Below are 22,145 nucleotides of genomic sequence, written 5' to 3'. Positions count from 1 at the left end.
AAATTCATACCTATTAACCAAGAAGTAAATTTTGGAATCCAATCATTATCGTTAAATGTTACTTTTTTGAGAAAAAATAAAAATAATATTCTGAAAATTTAGAATTTATGATATAGTAAAATCTATCATTACTTATTCAAATGATTGACGTGAGTAGTTGTTTACATGTGGCATCAATCATCAGTAAGTAGGCTGATCAACATATTAAGTGTGCAGATTAAACAATAGGAGGTTTTTTATATGACATCAACACTTAGAGAAATAGGCGTTAAAGATTTTACATTTAGAGTGCTATCGGGCGTAGCCATTGGTATCGTTGTTGGATTAGTACCTAATGCTATTTTGGGAGAAATCTTTAAAGCGTTCATGCATCACCACCCATTTTTTGGAACATTGTTACATGTCGTACAAGCAATGCAATTTACAGTACCTGCTTTAATAGGAGCGCTTATTGCTTTGAAATTTGATATGACACCATTAGCAATTGCAGTTGTTGCTTGTGCATCTTATGTAGGAAGCGGGGCTGCACAATTTAAGAATGGTGCCTGGGTAATTGCCGGCATCGGAGACTTGATTAATACGATGATTACTGCAACGATTGCTGTATTATTTATTTTATTAATTGAAAAACGTGTCGGTAGCATGGCACTGATTGTGTATCCAACTATCGTAGGTGGTTTATCCGCTACAATTGGTGTACTTATATTGCCATACGTACATATGATTACAACTGGCATTGGTAATATGGTTAATAGCTTCACAGAACTACAACCTGTATTGATGTGTATGCTTATTTCTATGGTTTTTAGTTTTATTATTATTTCACCATTATCAACTGTTGCGATAGCTATTGCTATAGGGATTACAGGTCTGGCAGCAGGTTCAGCATCTATTGGTATTTCAGCTACTGAAGCAGTATTACTTATTGGGACAAGCAAAGTGAACCGAGTTGCAGTACCAATTTCTATATTCTTCGGCGGTGTGAAAATGATGATGCCAAACATGGTGAAATATCCAATTATAATGTTACCAATTCTTATAACTGCTGGAATTTCAGGAATTGCAGGTAGCTTGATTGGTATTGCGGGAACTAAAGAGTCTGCAGGATTTGGTTTCATTGGGATGATTGGACCAATTAGCGCTTTTAAATTCTTACATGTAGATTCTGCAATATTAAGTATCTTACTCATTATTTTGGGATTCTTTGTTGTACCATTAGTGACTGCATTCATTTTAGATATTATTTTCCGAAAAGTATTACATCTTTATACAAACGACATATATAAATTTATGGGTTAACCATTTGTTAAATAGGAATTGATAAAGTGTTGATTATCGCATTTTATCAATTCTTTTTTTGAAAATGAGAATACATATAGAAATTAAGATAAAATATGAAATAAATAGTGTTACAATAAAAATGAAATAATACGTTACTTAAAGGGTGAATGGTTAATGGCTAATAAAATCGAAAAATTAGCACTAAAGACAGCTGAACTTACAAGACAGACACACAAATTAGGTATTCCAATTATGATTCTATTTGAAGGTGTCCCTGCTTCTGGAAAAACACGACTTTCAAATGAATTATTACTCAATTTTGATGCCAAATATACACATTTTATTGCGACACAATCACCGCAAAAGGATGATTTGCGTTATCAGTTTTTACAAAAATATTGGAATACATTACCTAAAAAAGGTGATATCAATGTCTATTTTAGAAGCTGGTACTCTCATTATTTAGATTATCGAGAAAACGAAATTAAACACGATAGATATAAAAATTATGATGTTTTAAAAGAACAAATTACATCTTTTGAAGATATGTTAATCGAGGATGATTATGAAATCATCAAATTCTTTATTGAAATCAATGAAGATAAAAGACAAGAACATATTAAACAAACAAAAGAAAATCCACTGATGCGTTGGAAAGTTCAAGAGTATGGAAGTGTACTATCAACAGAAACGTATTTAGAAGACATGCATCAATTTATTAAACAGGATAAACAATGGAAGATTATTGACTATACAGAACGCCAAATGGCGATTGAAAAGATGTATGAACACATTATTGAACGTTTAGAACAAGCCATAGCGAAACATCATGCGAAGGATAAAGTTTATGATGGTGAATTCTCAGAGCACTTTGCTACTGAACTGTTTGATAAAGATGTAGAAAAAGTTTCTAAAGAAGAATACAAAACATTAATTACTGAACTGCAGAAACGTATGCGCGAAATACAATTTGCTTTATATGATAGAAAAATTCCGTTAATTCTTGTATTTGAAGGAATGGATGCAGCAGGAAAAGGTGGTAATATTAAGCGTATTAGAGAAAAGCTTGATCCTACTGGTTATGAAGTTAATGGCATCAGCGCACCTACAGATGTTGAATTGAAACATCATTATTTATGGCGCTTTGCAAAGGATATGCCAAGAAGCGGTCATATCGAATTGTTTGATAGAAGTTGGTATGGACGTGTATTAGTTGAGCGAATTGAAGGATTTGCAACAATGAATGAATGGCAACGAGCCTATGATGAGATCAACGCATTTGAAAAGATGTGGACCGATGAAGGTGCGATCATCCTAAAATTCTTCCTGACATTAGATAAAGACGAACAGCTTAAACGTTTTAAATATCGTCAAAATAATGTAGATAAACAATGGAAAATCACTGATGAAGATTGGCGTAATCGTGACAAGTGGGATTTGTACGTTGAAGCCAGCCACGACATGGTTAAAAAAACAAATACAACACATGCACCATGGCTAGTCGTACCAGCAGATCATAAGAAAACATCAAGAATAGAAATAATGAAGTATATTATTCGTAAATGCGAAAAAGTATTATGGGGCGTCAAGGATTATTAATTTATAAGACTATACTGTAATGAGTTGATTAATAAACCAAGAAACGGTTAATGATAGAGTCGTTTCTTGGTTTTTCTATGTTATATCAATAAATTGAATATATTCTAAGTTGTTAGAAATATTACGGTATTGTAACAAAACGGCAATTTGTAATATTACAGAATATGTAGAATTGTTGTAAATTTCTTAAAAGAGTATTGTAAAACCTCATTTCATAATGAAATTTTAAACGATTTGTTCGAAAAATAATATTACAGAATGAAATATAAATATTTCAATGTTACAGAATAAGTCGTTCATTGTAATTTTTTGTAAGATAAGCGTAATACTATTGGCGTTTTTTTATGATATAGTACTTATTGTCAAAAGTTAAACACAGAGCAAAACACAATAACTTAAGAATTTAACAAAACGAAAATATAAACTAAATTTTTTTGGAGGAATTTTTTATTATGAAAAAAACAGTAATCGCGTCGTCATTAGCAGTAGCTTTAGGAGTAACAGGTTATGCATTAACTACAGATAACAGTGCACATGCATCTGAATCAACTACAAACTATGCACAATTAGCTAACTTAGCTCAAAACAACCCATCTGAATTAAATGCTCACCCAGTACAAGCTGGTGCATACAACATCACATTCGTTAAAGATGGTTTTAAATACAACTTCACTTCAGACGGTCAATCTTGGTCTTGGGATTACACTTACGTTGGTGGAGCTGACACAGTAGCAACTACACAAGCTGCTCCAGCTGCTCAATCAACTGACTACTCAGCTTCTTACAGCAATGAAGCTTCAACTCAATCAGTAAGCTCAAACCAACAAGCAAGCAACACTAACGTTGAAGCAGTATCTGCACCAAAAACTACTTCATACTCAGCTTCAACTTCATCATCAGCTTCAACTGGTGGATCAGTTAAAGCTCAATTCTTAGCTAATGGTGGTACTGAAGCTGCTTGGAACGCAATAGTAATGCCTGAATCAGGTGGTAATCCTAACGCAGTTAACCCAGCTGGTTACAGAGGTTTAGGTCAAACTATGGAATCATGGGGTACTGGTTCAGTAGCTTCACAAACTAAAGGTATGATTAACTATGCTAATAGCCGTTACGGTTCATTAGATGCAGCAATTGCATTCCGTGCTAACAACGGTTGGTGGTAGGATTTACTAAGGTAACTGGATAGTACATTGAGTTATCACGAAAGAGGTCGACTTTAAGGTCGGCCTCTTTTTTTGTGTTTTAATAGACACTGTAGCTTAACGTTTACCGACCGCGATTATAGGGAAGATACTAAGACAATATACAAATTGAAAGTGTTGAATATCAATGACATTAAGAAAAGTATTAAAACTAGGTTTAATATATAGTGTGTTTTGGACAACTGTACAATTATCGCTATATAATATCATGTTACGATACCCGTCCTTTTTATTTGTGAGATATGAATCAGTTTTTAAAATAAGGTCATGGGAAAAGAGAGGCGCTTTATGGAATAAACTATTTCGTATTAATAAATGGAAACATTACATTCCAGAAGCAGCTCAATTCAATTATCGTATCTATAATAAAAGGCGACTGGTTTCATTTGAATTAGAAGATATACATTTTATGATTTTAGAAATGCGCCGTGCAGAACTTTTTCATTGGTTATCAATGATACCGATTGTTGTTTTTATCAAAGCGCTTAAATATATACTATTCATTGATGTGTGTTATATGATTTCGGCAAATTTACCGATCATACTCACGCAACGATACAATCGTCCTAGGTTAGAACATTACTATCAACTATGAATGAAAAGAGATGAACGTACATGTCTCAAAAGAAAATCATCATTATAGGTGGGGGACTAGGTGGGATATCAGCTGCTATTCGTCTTGCTCAAAGTGGCTTTGATGTTTCGCTTTATGAGAAGAATAACCACATTGGTGGGAAAGTAAATCGTTTAGAAACAGAGGGATTCTGTTTTGATTTAGGTCCAGCTATATTAACGATGCCATACATATTTGAAAATTTGTTTAACTATAGTGATAAGCAAATGAAAGACTATATTACTATTGAACGATTACCTTTGCAATGGCGTAGTTTCTTCACTAATGGTGAAGTGATAGCTTTATATGAAGACTTGTCTCAAATGTTAAATGCCAATACCTATCTTACCAATGACGATATTCAGCAACTTCATCAATTTTTAAATCATGAAGAAAAAATACATCGTTTTACGGAAAATGGCTACTTTGCACTAGGGCTTGATACAGTTTCTGAAATTATTAAATGCCAGGGACCATTGCGTTCACTTAAAGGTGTGGATTACTTCTCAACAATGTAACAAGCTATTAATCGTTATGTTGAGAAGCAAGAATTAAGAGATATGCTTGGCTACTTTATAAAGTATGTTGGCTCTTCTTATGATGCACCAGCAGTACTTTCACTTTTAATTCATATGTAATATGAACAAGGGTTGTGGTACGTTAAAGGTGGTATTCATAAACTTACACGTGCATTGGAACAATTAGCGATTGAAGAGAGCGTAACCATTCATACCGGTACGGATATACATAGTATTGATACGTATTTTAATCATGTTCAGACGTTAGATTAGATGATGATTTACATGTGAATGCAGATTACATTGTTTCTAATAGAGAAGTGATACCTACGTATCGTGACTTACTGCACTTTTTAAATAAAAAAATAGCACAATTAGAGAAAGTTTATGAACCTGCAGCATCTGGCTATGTGATGCATTTAGGAGTAGACAAATTATACCCTCAATTGGCACATCATAATTTCCTATTCTCAAATGATTCTAAGCGTAATTATCGAGAAGTGTTTCATGACAAAGTATTGCCACAAGACCCAACGATTTATCTTGTTAATTCAAATAAATCGGATGCATCTCAAGCGCTAGAAGGACATAAAAATGCTGCATCTCATATTATTGAAGGATTTTCTTTAGGAAAAGCGTTTCATCGTTGCCATTTGCCAGTGACACAATTTGAAGGTCAGGGATTTGTTAGCTTTAGAATGTATGAAGCGGGATTTATAACAATAATAGAGGGATGGACGAAACACTTAGCGGTAGGTGCTTCGTCAACACAACCTCATATCATGATATTAATTATCTTATGGATGGTGGGAAGTATCACCTCATATAGCGGATTAACATTTAGTTTATTTATGAAAACTTTGTCATTTAAGCGAATGGCGTTATCATATAGTTTATATACATTACTATTTATTCGTTTACATCGTCGAGTAGGACGTTTTTCAATTTTATTTTTATCTATCAACCCAATATTGTTTTTATTTTTTGTTTTAATTTATATAAATTCATATCGTCACATTCATTACACGAAACAGGTAAAATGGAAAGGACGACAATTTAGTATTAAATAATATTTAGCAGGGGGTTCTCCATGAGCACATTAGAAGAAAATTATCAATATTGTCATCAAATTATGAAAGATTACTCTAAGAGTTTCTCATATGCGTTTGATATGTTACCAGAACAACAACGACGAGCAATCTGGGCGATTTATGCAGTTTGTAGAATCGTTGATGATAGTATCGATGTACACCAAGACGTGGAATATCTACATAAGATTAACCGTGATGTTAAAGCTATTGAACATCAAACAACAACGACATTTGAAAGTGATGACCGCATTATGATGGCATTTGCTGATGCAGCTACACATTTCCAAATGAATTTCCAAGCCCTCTATGACTTAATTGATACGGTTGAAGCAGACCAGCATTTCGAAATGTTTGAAACAGATCGTGGTCTACTAGATTATTGTTATGGTGTTGCGGGAACTGTAGGTGTATTACTGATCCCAATATTGGCAACGCCACCGTCAGATGAAGCATATGAGTATGGAAAACAATTAGGTGAGGCACTTCAATTAACGAACATACTACGTGATGTTGGTGAAGATTATCGTAACGGACGTATTTACTTTAGTAAAGCGCGTTTAAGTGAATTTAATGTTTCAATTGCTGATGAAATAGGACGTGATCAACCCTCTGACAATTACATTAAAATTTGGGAATTCTACGCTACACTAGCCGATAATAACTATGACATGGTTTTAAATCATCTTAATGTATACAATGAAGAAGCTCGTATGATTATTGAGTTAGCAGCCCAAATATATCGAGGTATATTAACCGAAGTACGTAAAGCAGATTACTCATTGAAAGACCGTGCGTACGTTTCTAAATGGAAAAAACATAAAATCTACCGTAATTTAAAGAAAAAATATAAAGATTAGGTGAGATATATGAATATAGCAGTAGTTGGCGCTGGTGTTAGCGGCTTAGCAGCTGCAGCACGATTAGCCGCTTAGATCATCAAGTTACAATATTTGAGAAGAATGAACAAGTTGGTGGCCGTATGAGCCAATTTAAGAAAGATGGCTTTACTTTTGATATGGGACCAACCATAGTGATGGTACCGGATGTTTATAAAGCCGTATTTGAAGAAAGTGGCAAACGTTTTGAAGATTACGTTGATATGAAGCCACTTACACATATTATGGATATTTATTTTTCTGATAAAGATAAAGTGAGTGTATCAACTGATTTATCACAACTTAGTCAAACGTTAGAAGCGATAGAACCAGGTTCTACTCAAGATTTTATGCAATTTTTAACGGATGTGTATAAACGATATGAAGTGGCACGCAAATACTTCCATGAACGAACATTCCGTAAACCAAGTGAATTTTATAACCCATTGATGCTATATCGTGGATTAAAATTAAAAACATTTAATAATGCGAATCAATTAATAGATAATTATGTATCCAATGAAAAAATACGTAAGTTATTCGCATTTCAAACGTTCTACATAGGTATTGATCCTAAACAAGGGCCTTCAATTTATTCTATTTTTCCAATGAATGAAATGGTACATGGCGTTCATTATATAAAAGGCGGTATTTAAGGCTTAGCACAATGTTTACTACAACTTGGTCAAGATGATGGTGTTAAAGTAGAACTTAATGCAGATGTACAAGAAATCATTGTTGATCCTAAATTTAAACGTGCAGATGGTCTTCGTGTTAATGATGATATTCGAGTTTTGACAAAGTGCTATGCACTGCTGACTTTCCATGTGTGGCACAAAACTTAATGTCTGCGCACTCACCTTTAAAGAACTATTCTCCTGAAAAGGTAGATAACATGGACTATTCATGTTCAGCATTTTTAATTTATGCAGGTATTAATCGTCAATTACGTGATAAATTACATGTACATAATGTCGTATTTGCTAAAGAGTTTAGAGGCAATATTGATGACATTTTTAGTGGTAAGATGCCTAACGACCCATCATTATATCTTTACTTCCCATCTGTAGAAGACGAGGCATTAGTGCCTAAAGACCAGAGAGGAATGTATGTCTTAATGCCAGTCTCTGAGTTGAAGACAGGTGAAATTAACTGGAACGATCCTAGTATGGTTGAACAAGCGAAAGATGTCATTTATAACAAATTAGAAACGATTGAGGCACTTAAAGATATACGTCAGGATATTGTATCTGAAACAGTATTTACACCGCTTGATTTTGAGAGTCGTTATAATGCCAAATTCGGTTCAGCATTCGGACTTATGCCAACACTTACACAAAGTAATTATTATAGACACCCAAATGTATCAAGAGATTATAAAGACTTATACTTTGCAGGAGCAAGTACGCACCCTGGTGCAGGTGTGCCAATTGTGTTGACCAGTGCTAAAATTACTGCCGAAGCAATGTTAGAAGATATAGAACACGGAAAATAAAGTAAAACTTGCTATAAATCTGAAAATTATAAATATTGACAATACTTATTGAACTGATACAATAAATATTAATTCAATAGACTTATCCAGAGAAGTGTAGGGATTTGGCCCAATGAAACTTCAGCAACAGACTTAAAAGACAAAAGTACTGTGCTAATTCCAAAGAGGTATGCCTCAAAGATAAGTGTCATAGTCATAACTAAGCTATATGTCACTATCAATTGAGAGTGATATATAGCTTTTTTAATTTTAAAAGGGGGTAAATAATGACAATTTCTAATAAACTAGCCAATATTCCAGATAGTTACTTTGGTAAGACAATGGGACGTAAGGTTGAGCATGGACCACTACCGTTAATTAATATGGCAGTTGGTATCCCGGATGGCGAAACGCCTAAAGGCATCGTTGATCACTTTGCTGATGCTGTTCGAATTCCTGAAAATCAAAAATATGGTGCATTTCATGGTAAGGAATCCTTTAAAGAAGCAATTGTTAATTTCTATCAACGACAATATGGCGTTGAGCTACATAAAGATGATGAAGTGTGCATACTTTATGGTACTAAAAATGGTTTAGTGGCTTTGCCTACATGTATTGTTAATCCAGGAGAAAGTGTGCTACTTCCAGACCCAGGTTATACGGATTACCTCGCTGGTGTCATGCTTGCTGATGCCAATCCAGTACCACTTAATTTGGAGCCACCACATTATTTGCCAGATTGGAGCAAAGTAGATGCACAAACATTAGCACGTACGTCACTCGTTTATTTGACTTACCCGAATAATCCTACTGGATCAACGGCTACTAAAGCAGTGTTTGATGAAGCGATTCAAAGATTTAAGGGTACACATACAAAGATCGTTCATGATTTCGCATATAGTGCTTTTGGATTTGATGCAAAGAACCCAAGTATACTTGCTTCTAAAGATGGAAAGGAGGTAGCAATTGAAATCTTTTCATTATCTAAAGGCTATAATATGTCAGGGTTTAGAGTAGGATTCGCAGTAGGTAACAAAGACATGATACAAGCGCTGAAGAAATATCAAACACATACTAATGCTGGTATGTTTGGTGCCCTTCAAGATGCAGCAACATACGCACTTAATCACTATGATGACTTTCTAGATCAACAAAATGAAACATTCAAACGTCGTCGTGACATGTTTGAAAAGCAATTAAAAGATGCCAATTTACCATTTGTACATTCTAAAGGTGGCATTTACTCATGGCTTCAAACACCACCAGGGTATGATAGTGAATCATTTGAACAGTATTTGTTGAAAGAACAATCGATCTTAGTGGCGCCTGGCATTCCATTTGGTGAAAATGGTCGTCATTATGTCCGTATTTCCCTAGCATTAGATGATCAATTATTAACTGAAGCGGCTAAACGATTAGCTTCTTTATCTTATTTATATAACGAGTAACAAGAAGTCACAAATAGAAAGGATGAAATTTTATGACTAAAATTAAAATAATGAGTGTACGAGATGAAGATATTCCTTACATTGAAGAGTGGGCGGAACAAAATAATGTCGAAGTAGAGTTAAATAAAGAAATATTAACAGAAGATAATGTCGATGGTGTTCAAGGATTTGATGGCTTATCTTTATCTCAACAACACCCAATATCGGAAGATGTATTTGCCAAATTGCAACAATTTGGTATTAAACATATTGCACAACGTAGTGCTGGATTTGATACTTACGACTTAAATTTAGCTACACAATATGGCATTATTATATCTAATGTACCGTCATATTCACCGAGTTCAATTGCAGAGTTTGCAGTAACACAAGCGATTAATATTGTAAGAAATCAGAACGATATTCAACGTAAACTTCGTGAATATGATTTTAGATGGGAACCTTCAATATTGTCACGTTCAATTAGTGATTTGACCGTAGCTGTTATAGGAACAGGACGTATTGGCTCGATAGCGGCAAGCATTTTTGCTAAAGGATATGGAAGTCATGTTGTTGCATATGATCCATTTCCTAATGAAAAGGTTGGGCAATATGTTGAGTATAAGGATACGTTGGAAGAAACTTTACGTGATGCAGATATTGTTACAGTTCATATTCCAGCAACGAAATATAATCCACATCTCTTCAATAGAGATTTATTTTCAAAATTTAAAAAAGGTGCCATATTTGTAAATGCTGCTAGGGGATCAATCGTTGATACCAGAGCATTGCTTGATGCAATTGATAGTGGTCAAATTAAAGGTGCTGCATTAGATACATATGAGCATGAACGAGGTTTATTCCCTGGAGATTACCGTGATAAAGTGATTAATGATGACTTATTAGATGAATTAATTGCTAGAGAAGATATTTGGTTAACACCACATATTGCGTTTTATACTGATGCGGCAGTTAAGAATTTAATTGTTGATGCACTTGATGCAGTCATTGATGTTATTAATACAGGTACTACTAAATTAAGAGTGAATTAAAAAATGGAGTTGGGCGTGGGACAGAATTATTTGTGAATTCATTGTCCCAGACTCAACTCCTTTAATTAGCTTTAGCGAATGCTCACATTTCAAAATTTGCTTATATTTAAATCGCTTTTACCCGGGTTAGATTGACTGCCTAACAAAAGTAGGTTTCTTATCCGGATTTTATTTTACATCGTAGCCTTGATCTTCAATGGCTTCTTTCATTTGTTCAACTGATACTCTGTTTTCGTCGTAATCTACGCGAACTTGATTCTTATCTAAGTCTACTTCTGCTGAAGTCACACCATTTAATTTAGCTAATGCAGATTCCACAGCGTTTCTGCAATGGTCACAGCTCATACCTTCAACGTTAATTACTTTATTAATCATACCTTTCACCTCCGTTGTTCTTACTCATATATACCCATATTTTACTCCTTTTTAATAAACAAAGAAATAAAATAGAAATGCTTCATAATTATAATTTCATTCGTTTTAGTCTTAAGGCATTACTTACAACACTAACTGAACTTAAGGCCATCGCAGCACCAGCTATCCAAGGTGCAAGTAATCCCATTGCCGCAATAGGGATGCCTGCAATATTGTATCCAAATGCCCAGAATAAGTTCTGTTTAATATTGCGAATTGTTTTATGACTTGCATGAATGGCCTTAGGAACTAATTGAATATCTCCTCCAAGAATGGTGATATCTGCAGCTTCTATTGCTACTTCTGTACCCGTTCCCATTGCAATGCCGATATCTGCTTTGACAAGTGCAGGAGCATCGTTAATTCCATCGCCCACCATAGCAACTCTATGTTTCTGTTCTTGTAATTGCGTTATATGTTGTGCTTTATCTTCAGGTAGAACGCCGGCAATGACTTGATCAATACCGACTTCTTTAGCAATAGCTTTTGCAGTTCGTTCATTATCACCAGTTAGCATAACCGTTCTAATATTCATAGATGATAATTGTTGGATAGCTTCTTTAGCAGATGCTTTAACAGTGTCAGCTACAGCAACCATGCCTTTTAGTTCGTCGCCATAGGCAATTAGCATAACAGTATGTCCATCAGCTTCCATATGTTCCATTTTCTGCTTAATGCTTTGTATATTGATTTGGTGTTCTGACATTAATTTTTGATTGCCAACAAGTAACTTAGTATTATTTATAACAGCTTGTATTCCGTGACCTGGTAATGTTTGGTAATTTGTGACATTTACCAAGTTAACTTTATGGTGTTTGGCGTAGTTAACAATTGCAGTAGCAAGTGGGTGTTCAGAGTTATTTTCAGCTGAAGCAACTAAAGCTAAGATATCTTTGTCACCTTCAAAATAAGTTACCTCTGGTTTGCCGTGTGTAAGTGTTCCTGTCTTGTCAAACACAACTGTATCAACTTGATGTGTACGTTCGACATATTCGCCACCTTTAAACAAAATACCATTTTCAGCAGCGCGACCAGTTCCAACCATTATTGAAGTTGGTGTAGCTAAACCAAGTGCACATGGACAAGCAATCACTAGAACTGATATCGCAGCAACAAGTGCATCTTCAAATTGACCAGGATGTACAAGTGTAATCCAAATTAAGAATGTCAGTAAAGCAATCGCAATAACAATTGGAACGAAATAGCCTGATATAATATCAGCTAAACGTTGAATAGGTGCTTTAGAACTTTGAGCTTCCTCAACCACTTTAATAATATTGGATAGGGCAGTATCTTTGCCAACTTTAGTTGCCTTAATTGTAATAACACCATTCGTATTCATAGTTGAGCCTATTACTGCATCATCAACGTGTTTATCAACTGGCATTGATTCACCTGTTAGCATTGATTCATTAATAGCAGTTTCACCCTTAATAATTTGACCATCGACAGGTATCTTTTCACCGGGTTTAATTAACAAGATATCATCAACATTAACTTGATTGAGCGGTACCATTTTTTCGATACCATTGTCATCAATTAGTCGTGCCTCTTTTGCTTGTAAGTTAAGTAATTCACTTAATGCATTCGTCGTTTGTGATTTAGCACGTGCTTCTAAATATTTTCCGAAAAGAATTAATGTGATAAGTACAGCGCTTGTCTCAAAGTAAAGGTGAGGCATGTTTGTGGCACCTGTTAACCATTTAATCATCTCATAAATACTGTAAAAGTATGCAGCACTAGTGCCTAATGCAACGAGCACATCCATATTAACCCCACCGTTACGTAAATTTTTATAAGCACCAACATAGAACTGCCAACCAATGATAAATTGGATAGGTGTCGCAAGGATAAATTGGAACCAAGGATTCATTAATATGTCGGGTAAATGCATATTAAAGAGATGGACGAGCATTGTCATTAATAGAGGTAATGACAGAATAGCAGAGATCATTAATTTATTTCGCTTATGCTTAAGTTCTTGTTGTTTTCGGTTTGCTTGATCTTCTTCGGATTGTTTAGGTTGTGCGTCGTAACCTAAGTTTCTAATTCGTCCAATTAAGGTATCTAAATCCGTTTGCCCAGGATAATACGCTACCATAGCTTGTTCAGTCGTTAAATTAACTGTCGCATCTTTAACGCCTGGTGTTTTATTTAATATTTTCTCTATACGATTTGAACATGCTGCACATGTCATACCAGTTATGTCTAACTCAGCTTTGTCAATGACTACATCATACCCAAGCTTTTGAACCGTCGTAACAAAGTCATTTATTGCATAGTCATTAGTATCATATTCAATCGTTGCTTTTTCCGTTGTCAAATTAACTTGTGCTTTTACGTTATCCATTTTATTTAATCGTTTTTCAATACGATTTGAGCAAGCTGCACAAGTCATACCAGTAATGTTCAATGTGGCATTTTGTTTATTGCTCATTAAGACACCTCCATTGCAATTCATACATAATATACCCCCTTAGGGTATTCAAGTCAATGTTTATGTCTTACTTTTTCGCATAAAAAAGTAGGACAGAAATCTTTGTGAATTCATTGTCCTACTACTTCGAATTTGCAAAATAGTATCATTATATTATTTATGTCCTAGACTACTATTGTATTTGTAAAGATTATACAGCTAACTTAGAAAAAATCAGATGGTTTAAAATTTTCTAAATTTAAGTCTTTATAATTATTAAAATCAAAATTGGATATATTTTGAACAAGTTCACCGTTTTTGGCTTGATTATAATAATAATTTGCTTCGTTCATTACATCATGATCTTGGAATGTCTTTACAACGCCAAGAATGATAAGCAATGCAATAATACCTTTCAATAAACCTCTCATAGAATGTCGCACTCCTTTTTCTGTAATATCTCGTTAGTGGCTTTAGTTGGTTTTTTTAATAGAAGTTTAATTTAATTATATAGTCTTTCTAATAAAATTGCATGAGACTAGGGAACTGACTTTTTATCGTTCTAAAGTTGTAATAAGTAGAACTGCCCTATGCAACTTGATCCTTTGTTTCAAAAGAGTCTTTATTGGGAACGGTTAAGTAAATGGGTAAGGAGTGAAAATGAATGAATCTATTAGAATTCCATAAACAAATTAAAGGTTATACTCAAAATCGTCAACCAGGAACAGAGAAAGACATGGATCCTAGACCCATTTCAGAACTAGATGAATATAAAGCAGCTGGTAAATTGCAAGGTAAAGTTGCATTAATTACTGGTGGTGACTCAGGGATTGGTCGCTCTGTTGCAATCTTGTTTGCTAAAGAAGGCGCTAATGTAGCTATTGGTTATTATGACGAGCATGAAGATGCAGAGGAAACTGTTAATCGTCTTAAAGAGATTGGCGTAAAGGCTATAGCTTATGCTCATGATTTAAAAGATGCGCAGCAATCTAAAGAATTAGTGCAACAAGTTGTTCAAGACTTTGGTAATTTAAATATTCTAGTTAATAATGGTGCAGTTCAATATCCTCAGGATAGTTTCATGGACATTACGCCTGAACAATTTAAAGATACATTCGAAACAAATATATTTGGCATGTTCTTCTTATCACAAGCTGCCGTTCCATATTTAAGTGACAACGATACAATTATTAATACGACAAGTGTGACGGCGTATCGTGGTTCTGGTCATTTAATTGATTATGCTTCAACTAAAGGTGCGATTGTTTCATTTACACGTTCATTAGCAACTACGCTAATGGAGAAAAACATTCGAGTTAATGGCGTGGCTCCAGGTCCAATTTATACCCCATTAATTCCTGCTACTTTTGATGAGGACAAAGTAGAGAACCAAGGTGGCAATACACCAATGGGTCGACGTGGACAACCTGCTGAACTAGCGCCAGCCTACGTGTTCCTCGCGACAAACGCCGATAGTTCTTATATCACTGGTCAAATTATACATGTTAATGGTGGCGATTATATTACAACTTAAAAGTAAGCTTCTTATATTGAGCCATAAAGGTGTTGAGTGCCTTTATGGCTTATTATATGTTGAAAAATGGAGTGTTTCCGTGCGAAAACCACTTAATTTGTTTAAACTGTAATATAAATATTAAATGAAGGTGGGTAAGTACAATGACAGAAAAAGAAAAGATGTTAGCACACCAGTGGTATGATGCCAATTTTGATAAAGATTTGGAAACTGAACGAGTACGTGCAAAAGATTTATGTTTTGACTTTAACCAAACGCGTCCGAGTGATGACAGTAGAAGACAAGCAGTATTAACTGAATTATTTGGTTATACATTAGAGAATGTCGCAATTAATAGTCCGTTCGATACAGATTATGGTTGGAATGTTAAATTAGGCAAAAATGTGTTTGTTAATAGTAATTGTTATTTTATGGATGGAGGAGGCATCACAATAGGTAATGATGTATTTATAGGGCCATCTTGTGGATTCTATACTGCGCATCATCCATTAACATCTAAAGAACGTAATGCAGGATTAGAGTTAGCACAGCCGATTACGATTGGAAATAATATTTGGTTTGGTGGCAATGTCGTTGTCACGCCTGGTGTAACGATTGGAGATGGTTCAGTTATAGCAGCAGGAAGTGTCGTAACTAAGGATGTACCACCAAATAGTTTAGTTGCCGGTGTACCAGCTAAAGTAATAAGAGAGATAAATGAAAATGGCGCATCTAAATAGTCATTTCATAGGTCAGGTATAAATAACCTTTGAGTCGTCCGGTGGCTCAAAGGTTATTTGTATCTAAGAATTTAATATATAAAATAAATTAGTTATATAATATATAAGATAGATAAATGATATAATATATTTGGAGTGTATATGGGAGTTTATCTCCATACATATTTAAGAATCAAAATGTAACTCAAAACATTCATTTTATGACATCAACTTTAGAAACGAAATACAACTTAGAAAGGAAAATGAATATGAAACTGAAAACATTTTTACAAAATCAAAGTCGACGTAAATTCAAATTTATAACGACACCTTTACAAAGAAGAAATAACTCAGCTTATACACGTAAAATAATGCGTTATGCGCAAAATTATGAAGCGAATAAACTTAAACAACACGATATTCTATACCAAGTAAGAGATGGAGAAAGTATTACAGATAGTCCTTATGCTATCTTTAAACGTTTGATTCATCATCCCAAATATCGTAAATATACGCATAAATGGGTCGTCGACACTACCGAAACGTTAGAATTTTATAAAAAGAAATTTGAGAAATACAAAAATATTGAATTCGTGATTAAAGAATCTCCAGAGTATTTAAGGGCACTAACCGAATGTAAGTATTTAATTAACAACTCAACATTTCCAGCCTATTTCATTAAAAAGCCTGATCAAATTTATGTGAACACATGGCATGGGACGCCACTCAAATATATGGGTCTAGACCTAGAAAATGGCTTACGTGGTTCGCAAAATATTATTAAAAACTTTTTATCGAGTGATTATATCATAAGTCCTAATCGCCATACGTCAGACATTTTTAAAAGGGCATTTAGATTGGATAACATTTATGGTGGGCAAATTTTAGAAATTGGATATCCAAGAATAGATCTTACATTGAATAGTGATTCAAAAATGCTCATTAATGAATTAAAATCTTACATTGATATTACTGATGAGAAAGTATTGTTATATTGTCCAACTTGGAGGGGTGATGATGTCAACACGCCTGAGGAAAGTTTAAATCATATTGTGGAAGAAGTTGAAAAGTTGAAACTTCATCTTGATTATCAAGTATTAGTAAAGGTACATCCATTTATTTATAAAAAAGCAATTAAAAATGAGGCACTAAAACCATATCTTATTCCAGATTATTTTGATACAAATGAAATATTGGCGTTTGTTGATTTAATGATAACGGATTATTCAAGTATCTTCTTTGACTATTTAGTCACAAATAAACCCATTGTCTTTTATACACCAGACTACGAAGCATATCAATTTGAAAGAGGAATGTATATCAATGCTCAGGATTTACCGGGACCGGTTGTGCATACCATTGATGATGTTGTACAAGTGATACAACAGAAAACATATCAATTAAGTAAGGTGCAACATAACTATCAAACGTTCAAAAATACGTATACGTATCTAGATGATGGAAATGTTACTGACAAGGTGATTGACCGGGTATTCACCTCAAAACATAAACGTAAAAAGGAAAAGAAATGTGCTAAAAAACGACTATTAATTTATCCTGGTGGAATGAAAAATAATGGCATTACCTCTTCTGTTATCAATTTATTAGAGAATATTGATTACAATCAATATGACGTTACACTATTTACAAATCGAAGTAATAATGATGAAATCTTGAATAATCTGAATAATGTTAACCAAAATGTAAGAATTATTTTAAGAGTTGGCCCTTTAGCAGCGTCGTTAAAAGAGACGTATAAAGTAGACTTCGTCAGACAACGAGGGCTAAAAAGTGCATTAGAACGTTTCTTATATCCAAAACATGTATATGAACGTGAGATGCGCAAAGTATTAGGTGAAAGTCAATTTGATTATGCGATAGATTTCAGTGGGTATTCTATGTTTTGGGCGAATCTTATTTTAGCTACGACTGCTAAACGTAAACTGGTCTACCTTCATAGTGATATCAAAGCGGATATGGAGAAAACCGTAAATGGTGTGAAACCGCATTATCAAAATTTAAAAGGTTTGATAACACTATATAATCAATTTGATAAACTGGTATGTGTTTCTGACGCATCAAAAGAACAAAATATGCGCAATATAGCTAAAAAAGCACTAAATAAGAAATTTGTAGCGTCAAGAAACACGATTAATTTAAGTAAAATATCGCAATTCATGTTAGATGATTCTGATCAATTTGAGAAAAATAATGTACCGGTGCTCGTCAGTGTGAATAAAGGGAAAGTGACGTCGGTACCTTTTAAAGAGGATGATTTTAAAATTGTGTCGGTTGGCCGTTTATCACCTGAAAAAGGATTTGATTTATTAATTGAAGCGGTTGGCAAGGTTATCGTGCATTATCCTAATACGAAATTATATATTATAGGAGAAGGTCCATTAAGACATAAATTAGAACAACAAATTCGTAAGTTGAAGTTAGAACAGCATGTCTTTTTATTAGGACAACGAAAAAATCCATTCTATATTATGAAACAAGCAGATGTTTTATCGTTAACGTCTTATTATGAAGGCCAATCAATGGTTCTACTTGAAGCACTATCACTTGGTATGAACGTATTGGCATCGGATATCATTGCGAATCGTTATGTGTTAAACAATGGTAAGTATGGGATGTTAGTGAGTCATGATGTCAATGATATTAAGCACGGCTTAGAGCGTTTTATCAAACATCAAACACCACATTATGAAACGTTTAACGCTCAAGAATACAATCAATTAGCGATAGAAGAGTTCTATAAACTTCTAAAATAATCAGTAAATACAATATCTATTAAACTTAAAGAATTCTTGATCCAAAAAGCGTTTGAATGTGTATTAATATGATTGAATAATGTATGTAGTAATTCCATTGGTTAATTAAAATGATAAAAAGACAATTTCTATTGAAATTAAATAGAGATTGTCTTTTAAATTTATCTGAGTCGATTGTTTTATAATTTTACTTTATGTTCTTTATTATATGCCAAATAAGATTGAATGCCTTTGGCTATATCATATTGAGGATGATAACCCAATGATTCAAGTGGTGTAATGTCAGCACAAGAATGCTTAATATCTCCAAGTCTTGGTGCTTTAAAATGGCATGGGATACTGTACTTGAAGCCCTTCTCAAACGCTTTAAAAACTGCTTTCAGATTTGTTTGTATGCCCGTACCTATGTTGAATATTGAACCACTTGTTGTTGGGGTATTAAGCACAAGCCACATAGCGTCAATTAAATCATTAATGTAAACAAAATCACGAGTTTGTTCACCGTCACCATAGAAGGTAAATTCAGTTTGATTCGTAAATTTATGATTCATTATTGATATGACACCTGAATAATCCGAGTTAGGATTTTGTCTTGGGCCATAAACATTAAAGAATCTGAGACAAGCGCTGGGAATATCGAATAAATGATTGTAAATCTTAGCATACTGTTCTCCAGCGTATTTCTGTATTGCATATGGAGATAATGGCGACGGTTTAGAGAGAGAAACGGATTTAGGTAAACTTGGTAAATCACCGTAAATGGCTGCCGATGATGCAAATATGAATTTTTTAATTTGCTTATTATACGTTCGAATGGTTTCTAAAAGATGAACTGTGGCATCAACATTAATTTGATTAGATAATGATGGTTTCTCAATCGTTTCAACAACACTCACCATGGCTGCTAAATGAATAACATAATCAAATTGTTCTTGACGTATTAAGTGCGTTACAAACTCAAAATCGGTGATATCCTTTACGTAAATATGTTCTTTATTAACAAAGGGAATATTATGTAAGTATCCGGAACTTAAATTATCTATGACATGTACCTCGATATTTTGCTTAACAAAATGTTCGGCTACATGTGAACCAATGAATCCTGCTCCGCCTGTAATTAATGCTTTCATGTGTGAACTTCCTTTTCTTGATGTCGTTAAATTTTGTAAATTTATTATACTTTATTTATATAAAAATATAAAATTAGAATAATATAGTTATATTGTTTCGAGAAATAAGCCATCTCTGACTAATAATTAAAACTTTTCAGATAATGTTAATGTAAGCGATTGCAAAAATAACCCGAAGCATAGTAGAATGAAATTAATGACACAAATTATCATTTTAAGTAAGTCATTGTTTTACTGATTTTTATAATTCTTACAAATACATAGGGGGTAATTAAGAATGGTAGTACCTTTCAAAAATGAACCTGGGATTGATTTTTCAGTACAAGAAAATGTAGAAAGATTTCAAAAAACGTTAGAGCAAGTTAAAAGTGAACTTGGTCAAACACTTCCAATTGTGATTGACGGTGAGCACATTACTAAAGATGATACATTTGATTCAATTAATCCAGCTAATACAACGGAATTAATTGCTAAAGTATCTAAAGCTACTAAGGAAGATGTAGATAAAGCGTTTGAATCTTCAAACAAAGCTTATAAAACATGGCGTCAATGGTCACATAAAGATCGTGCAGAGTTATTATTACGTGTTGCAGCAATTATTCGTCGTCGTAAAGAGGAAATCTCTGCAGTCATGGTATATGAAGCAGGTAAACCTTGGGATGAAGCTGTAGGCGATGCTGCAGAAGGTATCGACTTTATAGAATACTATGCACGTTCAATGATGGAATTAGCAGATGGTAAACCGGTATTAGATCGTGAAGGGGAACATAACAAGTACTTCTATAAATCAATTGGTACTGGTGTTACAATTCCACCATGGAATTTCCCATTTGCAATTATGGCTGGTACAACATTAGCACCAGTAGTAGCTGGTAACACGGTTCTATTGAAACCTGCTGAAGATACAGTATTAACAGCGTATAAATTAATCGAAATCTTAGAAGAAGCGGGTCTACCTAAGGGTGTTGTTAACTTTGTACCTGGTGATCCGAAAGAAATCGGTGACTATTTAGTTGATTCTGTTCATACACACTTTGTTACATTTACAGGTTCACGTGCAACAGGAACTCGTATTTACGAACGCAGCGCAGTTGTTCAAGAAGGACAAACATTCTTAAAACGTGTTATTGCAGAAATGGGCGGTAAAGATGCGATTGTCGTTGATGAAAATATTGATACTGATTTAGCTGCAGAATCAATTGTAACGTCAGCATTTGGTTTCTCAGGCCAAAAATGTTCTGCATGTTCACGTGCCATCGTACACAGTTCAGTGTATGATGAAGTATTAGAAAAAGCGGTAGCATTAACTAAAGAATTAACAGTTGGTAATACTGTAGATAATACATTCATGGGTCCTGTTATTAATAAAAAACAATTCGACAAAATTAAAAAATATATCGAAATTGGTGGTAAAGAAGGTAAAATTGAAATCGGTGGCGAAGCTGATGATTCAACAGGTTACTTCATTAAACCAACAATTATTTCAGGATTAAAATCATCTGATCAAGTAATGCAAGAAGAAATCTTTGGTCCAGTGGTTGGCTTTACTAAATTTGATAATTTCGAAGAAGCAATTGAAATTGCGAATGATACAGACTATGGCTTAACAGGTGCAGTTATTACAAATAATCGTGAAAACTGGATTAAAGCTGTTAATGAATTCGAAGTAGGTAACTTATATCTTAACCGTGGATGTACTTCAGCAGTTGTAGGATATCATCCATTTGGTGGATTTAAAATGTCTGGTACAGATGCTAAAACAGGTAGCCCAGATTACTTATTAAACTTCTTAGAACAAAAAGTAGTTTCAGAGATGTTCTAAGCCATTAAGATCAATATATATCATGTTCAATAAAATATAAAATAACATTTTTAAATAAATAGTCAGTAGATGAATGCAGTCCATTCATTTACTGACTTATTTTTATTTCATTAAACTTGAGATGATTGTCTAGGGGGGAAAGAAATTCTCAGATGAATTTTTACTCATTTTAGTTGCGACGCTTTCTTGCGGGAAAGGCTCGTGCCTGTAGTCCTCTAAAGGCGT

At 34.0% G+C, this 22,145-nt stretch carries 15 protein-coding genes, 3 pseudogenes and 1 riboswitch; of the genes and pseudogenes, 14 read left to right on the top strand and 4 right to left on the bottom strand.

Annotated elements, in window-relative coordinates; genetic code table 11:
* Positions 1 to 240: 240 nt before the first annotated feature.
* The 10 genes and pseudogenes from HMPREF3134_RS03890 to HMPREF3134_RS03845 all read left to right on the top strand — a co-directional run bounded on the left by HMPREF3134_RS03890 (position 241) and on the right by HMPREF3134_RS03845 (position 11,132).
* Positions 241 to 1,299, top strand: coding sequence for a PTS sugar transporter subunit IIC (locus HMPREF3134_RS03890; RefSeq protein WP_053024544.1), 1,059 nt, complete (start codon positions 241 to 243; stop codon positions 1,297 to 1,299).
* Between the two features lie 156 nt (positions 1,300 to 1,455).
* Positions 1,456 to 2,880, top strand: coding sequence for a phosphate--AMP phosphotransferase (locus HMPREF3134_RS03885; protein WP_070440839.1), 1,425 nt, complete (start codon positions 1,456 to 1,458; stop codon positions 2,878 to 2,880).
* 452 nt (positions 2,881 to 3,332) lie between these two features.
* The gene (locus tag HMPREF3134_RS03880) at positions 3,333 to 4,043 is read left to right on the top strand and encodes an aggregation-promoting factor C-terminal-like domain-containing protein (RefSeq protein WP_037551556.1); all 711 of its coding nucleotides are present in this window, start codon (positions 3,333 to 3,335) and stop codon (positions 4,041 to 4,043) included.
* 166 nt (positions 4,044 to 4,209) lie between these two features.
* Positions 4,210 to 4,677: a glycosyl-4,4'-diaponeurosporenoate acyltransferase CrtO family protein gene (locus HMPREF3134_RS03875; RefSeq protein WP_070440836.1), complete on the top strand. Its 468-nt coding sequence runs from the start codon at positions 4,210 to 4,212 to the stop codon at positions 4,675 to 4,677.
* Between the two features lie 20 nt (positions 4,678 to 4,697).
* Positions 4,698 to 5,809, top strand: a pseudogene (locus tag HMPREF3134_RS03870) (phytoene desaturase family protein); the annotation flags it as partial.
* A pseudogene (locus HMPREF3134_RS12635) lies at positions 5,795 to 6,283 on the top strand (4,4'-diaponeurosporenoate glycosyltransferase); the annotation flags it as partial. The pseudogenes HMPREF3134_RS03870 and HMPREF3134_RS12635, both read left to right, overlap by 15 nt.
* Before the next feature lie 20 nt (positions 6,284 to 6,303).
* Entirely contained in the window at positions 6,304 to 7,161 is an 858-nt protein-coding gene (locus HMPREF3134_RS03860; protein ID WP_070440834.1) for a phytoene/squalene synthase family protein, read from the top strand.
* Positions 7,162 to 7,170: 9 nt separating this feature from the next.
* Positions 7,171 to 8,674 (top strand): annotated as a pseudogene (locus tag HMPREF3134_RS03855) (phytoene desaturase family protein).
* A 79-nt stretch (positions 8,675 to 8,753) separates the two neighbouring features.
* A riboswitch (SAM riboswitch) is annotated at positions 8,754 to 8,861 on the top strand.
* A 79-nt stretch (positions 8,862 to 8,940) separates the two neighbouring features.
* Positions 8,941 to 10,101, top strand: coding sequence for an aminotransferase class I/II-fold pyridoxal phosphate-dependent enzyme (locus HMPREF3134_RS03850; RefSeq protein WP_070440832.1), 1,161 nt, complete (start codon positions 8,941 to 8,943; stop codon positions 10,099 to 10,101).
* 32 nt (positions 10,102 to 10,133) lie between these two features.
* A complete protein-coding gene (locus HMPREF3134_RS03845) occupies positions 10,134 to 11,132 on the top strand; it encodes a D-lactate dehydrogenase (protein ID WP_070440830.1) in 999 nt (332 codons plus the stop codon).
* Positions 11,133 to 11,300: 168 nt separating this feature from the next.
* Here HMPREF3134_RS03845 and copZ read toward each other — a convergent pair whose 3' ends face one another.
* The 3 genes from copZ to HMPREF3134_RS03830 all read right to left on the bottom strand — a co-directional run bounded on the left by copZ (position 11,301) and on the right by HMPREF3134_RS03830 (position 14,393).
* Positions 11,301 to 11,507, bottom strand: a complete 207-nt coding sequence (gene copZ, locus HMPREF3134_RS03840) for a copper chaperone CopZ (protein ID WP_029376679.1) — start codon at positions 11,505 to 11,507, stop codon at positions 11,301 to 11,303.
* A gap of 88 nt (positions 11,508 to 11,595) precedes the next feature.
* Positions 11,596 to 13,983, bottom strand: a complete 2,388-nt coding sequence (locus tag HMPREF3134_RS03835) for a heavy metal translocating P-type ATPase (RefSeq protein ID WP_070440990.1) — start codon at positions 13,981 to 13,983, stop codon at positions 11,596 to 11,598.
* Between the two features lie 203 nt (positions 13,984 to 14,186).
* On the bottom strand, positions 14,187 to 14,393 hold the full coding sequence (locus tag HMPREF3134_RS03830; protein ID WP_011274822.1) for a hypothetical protein: 207 nt from the start codon (positions 14,391 to 14,393) through the stop codon (positions 14,187 to 14,189).
* A 233-nt stretch (positions 14,394 to 14,626) separates the two neighbouring features.
* Here HMPREF3134_RS03830 and HMPREF3134_RS03825 point away from each other — a divergent pair, with 233 nt between their 5' ends.
* The 3 genes from HMPREF3134_RS03825 to HMPREF3134_RS03815 all read left to right on the top strand — a co-directional run bounded on the left by HMPREF3134_RS03825 (position 14,627) and on the right by HMPREF3134_RS03815 (position 18,968).
* The gene (locus HMPREF3134_RS03825) at positions 14,627 to 15,496 is read left to right on the top strand and encodes an SDR family oxidoreductase (RefSeq protein ID WP_070440827.1); all 870 of its coding nucleotides are present in this window, start codon (positions 14,627 to 14,629) and stop codon (positions 15,494 to 15,496) included.
* Positions 15,497 to 15,639: 143 nt separating this feature from the next.
* A complete protein-coding gene (locus tag HMPREF3134_RS03820; protein WP_037551561.1) occupies positions 15,640 to 16,215 on the top strand; it encodes a sugar O-acetyltransferase in 576 nt (191 codons plus the stop codon).
* Positions 16,216 to 16,463: 248 nt separating this feature from the next.
* The gene (locus HMPREF3134_RS03815) at positions 16,464 to 18,968 is read left to right on the top strand and encodes a glycosyltransferase (protein WP_070440824.1); all 2,505 of its coding nucleotides are present in this window, start codon (positions 16,464 to 16,466) and stop codon (positions 18,966 to 18,968) included.
* Positions 18,969 to 19,147: 179 nt separating this feature from the next.
* Here the strand turns inward: HMPREF3134_RS03815 and HMPREF3134_RS03810 are convergent, their stop codons facing one another.
* Entirely contained in the window at positions 19,148 to 20,098 is a 951-nt protein-coding gene (locus tag HMPREF3134_RS03810) for an NAD-dependent epimerase/dehydratase family protein (RefSeq protein WP_070440821.1), read from the bottom strand.
* Positions 20,099 to 20,375: 277 nt separating this feature from the next.
* Between HMPREF3134_RS03810 and pruA the strand changes: the two genes are divergently transcribed.
* Entirely contained in the window at positions 20,376 to 21,920 is a 1,545-nt protein-coding gene (gene pruA, locus HMPREF3134_RS03805; RefSeq protein WP_070440818.1) for an L-glutamate gamma-semialdehyde dehydrogenase, read from the top strand.
* The last annotated feature ends 225 nt before the right edge of the window (positions 21,921 to 22,145 follow it).

It is taken from the genome of Staphylococcus sp. HMSC14D10 (assembly GCF_001808125.1).
Classification (GTDB): domain Bacteria; phylum Bacillota; class Bacilli; order Staphylococcales; family Staphylococcaceae; genus Staphylococcus; species Staphylococcus haemolyticus.
Note: the sequence above shows the minus strand (reverse complement) of the source record. Positions and strands in the feature narration are given on the sequence as shown.